At 34.4% G+C, this 3057-nt stretch carries 4 protein-coding genes and 2 pseudogenes; all 6 read left to right on the forward strand.

All coding sequences use genetic code 11. The features are described from left to right. Positions 1-251, forward strand: a pseudogene (locus tag ACFIQE_RS09295) (SMI1/KNR4 family protein); the annotation flags it as partial. A 106-nt stretch (positions 252-357) separates the two neighbouring features. Then, positions 358-913, forward strand: a pseudogene (locus ACFIQE_RS09300) (SMI1/KNR4 family protein). Positions 914-970: 57 nt separating this feature from the next. Continuing rightward, positions 971-1435 carry an SMI1/KNR4 family protein gene (locus ACFIQE_RS09305; RefSeq protein ID WP_375707603.1) on the forward strand — a complete coding sequence of 155 codons (465 nt, stop codon included), beginning with the start codon at positions 971-973 and terminating at the stop codon, positions 1433-1435. Between the two features lie 108 nt (positions 1436-1543). After that, complete coding sequence (locus tag ACFIQE_RS09310) at positions 1544-2017, forward strand: SMI1/KNR4 family protein (RefSeq protein ID WP_375613701.1); 474 nt, start codon at positions 1544-1546, stop codon at positions 2015-2017. Next, complete coding sequence (locus ACFIQE_RS09315) at positions 2014-2601, forward strand: SMI1/KNR4 family protein (RefSeq protein WP_375707604.1); 588 nt, start codon at positions 2014-2016, stop codon at positions 2599-2601. Before ACFIQE_RS09310 ends, ACFIQE_RS09315 begins: the two co-directional genes overlap by 4 nt. Positions 2602-2653: 52 nt before the next feature. Next, the coding region (locus ACFIQE_RS09320; RefSeq protein WP_375707605.1) for an SMI1/KNR4 family protein at positions 2654-3057 on the forward strand (404 nt) is incomplete at its 3' end.

A 3057-nucleotide genomic window follows, 5' to 3' on the forward strand; every position in this document is an offset into this window, starting at 1 on the left:
CAAGTTTTGAAGATAATCCTGCTGGTGATATTGTTTATTATCACTTAACAGATATAAAAAATGGTTTAGCAAAACCAAATCAGCTTGCCGTGAATAGAACTGATTTTGGTGAAACATTTTATTTTGATTATTCTCAGTTTTGGGATGGTGAATGCCCACTCTATATTGAAATTGCATCTGGAGATTCAGAGCATTACGCAAGTAACTTCTATGAATTTCTCTGTAAAAGAATTATAGCTAATTTGGAATGACGCTTTTTGTCGGGCGGTTTCCTTTTGAAATACACTGTTAAAGCCGTCATTCTTTTTTGTTTTCAAAAAATGCAAGAATTGTTAATCCCTTTTAGGAGGATCATCTATGAAAACCTATACCTTAGATGATGTTGTAGAATTAGTTGATAAATATAATGATATTATCAATTTTCGTACTGAAGAAAATGCGGCTGATGATCTACGGATTGAAAAGGCGGAGAAAGCTCTCGATTTGCAATTCACATTATAAGAGCTTTTTAAAAAAATATGTAGGAGGAGAAATTGGTGGTGAAGAAATCTTTAGCCTTTATAAGGAGTGTGGAGCAGATATCCCTGGTGGTGATATTGTTTTCAAAAACTTAAATGCTAGAAAACGTGGTTTTGCAACATCAGAACAGCTTGTCGTGTGTTACGCTGATTTTGGTGAAACCTTTTATTTTGATTATACGCAGTTTCGGGATGGTGAATGCCCACTCTATATCAGGCTTCCATCTGAAGATTACGAATATTACGCTAGCAATTTTTATGAATTCCTTTGCAAAAGAATTAAAGTACACGCGGGAGAAGAGATACTTGATGGTGACCAACCGATTGAAAAGACTGAGAACACTCCCACTCCGCAACCTATACCTTTTTACAAGAGTTTTTGGAAAAAACTATGAAAGAGGGGCAATTGATAGGGGAAATATGGAGCGTTACGCAAGTTTTGAGGATCATCTATGAAAACCTATACCTTAGATGATGTTGTAGTACTAGTTGATAAATATAGCGATAGTATCGATTTTGGCTCGACAGATGAAGCAGTTGATGATGCACTGATTGAAAAAGCAGAGAAAACTCTTGGTTTGCAGTTTACGTCTTCCTATAAAAGTTTTTTAAAAAATTATGGAAGAGGGGAAATTTGTGGTGAGGAAATATGTAGCGTTTATGATACAAATTTTGAAATTGTTCGTAGTGATGATATTGTTTATAAAAACTTAAATTATAGAAAAAATGGTTTTGCAACGCCACAGCAACTTATTATTAGTAGAACCGATTTTGGAGAGACATTTTTCTTCGATTATTCTCAATTCCAGAATGGAGAATGTGCACTCTATTTTGATTTTCCACCCAAAGATCCACAATATTATGCAAGTAACTTCTATGAATTCCTCTGTAAAAGGATTACAGATAATTTGAAGTAGATTTTTTTGTATGGTGGTTTTACTTTCAAATTGCAATGTTAAACCACGATTATTTTTTTCTTTTCAAGAATGCAAGCGTCGTTAATATTTTTTAGGGGGGAAGGACTTATGAAAACCTATACCTTAGCTGATGTTGCACAATTAATTAATAAGTATCCGGATGTTATCGACTTTGGCACTGCAGAGGATGCACCTGATGATATATTGATTGAAAAGGCTGAGAGAACTCTTGGTTTACAATTCACCTCGTCCTACAAAAGTTTTTTAAAAAATTATGGAGGAGGAGAAATTGGTTGCGAGGAAATTTTTAGCATTTATGGTGTAGACTTTGAAACTGTTTATGGTGGTGACATTGTCTATAATCGCTTAACAGAAATGAAAAATGGTTTAGCAAAATCACAGCAGCTTGTTGTCAGTAGAACTGATTTTGGTGAGACATTTTACTTTGATTACTCTCAGTTTCAGGATGGTGAATGTCCGCTCTATTTTGAGGTAATATCTGGAGATCCCCTTTATTATGCAAGTAATTTTTATGAATTTCTCTGTAAAAGAATTAAGGACCATGCAGGGGAAGATTTATGAAAACCTATACTTTAGATGATGTTGCAGTATTAATTGATAAAGTGAATAAATATGATGATATTATCAATTTGGGTACTGAAGATGATAGAGAGAATGAAACAGATGATTTACAGATTGAAAAGGCGGAGAAAGCTTTGGGTTTGCAATTCACATCCTCTTACAAAGTTTTCTTAAAAAAATATGGAGGAGGAGAAATTGGTGGTGATGAAATATTTAGCATTTATGGAGATTGTGGGGAAGGTATTCCTGCTGGTGATATTGTTTACCGAAACTTACTCAATAGAGAACGTGGTTTTGTGACACCAGAACAGCTTTTCGTTAGCAGAACAGATTTTGGTGAAACCTTTTATTTTGATTATACGCAGTTTAGGGATGGTGAATGCCCACTCTATGTCATGCTTCCATCTGAAGATTGCGAATATTACGCTAGCAATTTTTATGAATTCCTTTGTAAAAGAATTAAAGAAAGCGCGGGAGAAGAGATACCTGATGGAGACCAACCAATTGAAAAGATTGAGAACACTCTCACTCCGCAACCTATCCCTTTTTACAAGAGCTTTTGGAAAAAACTATGGAAGAGGTGAAATTGATAGAGGAAATATGGAGCGTTTATAACGCACGTTTTGAGGATCATCTATGAAAACCTATACCTTAGATGATGTTATAGAATTAGTTGATAAAGTTGATAAATATGATAGTGATATTGTCAGTTTTGGGACTGCAGAAAATGCTGTCGATGATATATGGATTGAAAAGGCGGAGAAAGCTCTCGGTTTGCAATTCACATCTTCTTATAAAAGTTTTTTAAAAAATTATAAAGGGGGAGATATTGGTGGTGATGAAATCTATAGTCTTTATGAAGATTGTGTAGATTTTCCTTTTAATGATATTGTTTGTCAAAACTTAAATTATTATAGAAAACGTGGTTTTGCAACATCAGAACAGCTTGTCGTGAGTAGTACTGATTTTGGTGAAACCTTTTACTTTGATTATACGCAGTTTCGGGATGGAGAATGCCCACTTTATGTCATGCTTCCATC

Source organism: Bartonella sp. AA1HLJMS (assembly GCF_042197445.1).
Classification (GTDB): domain Bacteria; phylum Pseudomonadota; class Alphaproteobacteria; order Rhizobiales; family Rhizobiaceae; genus Bartonella.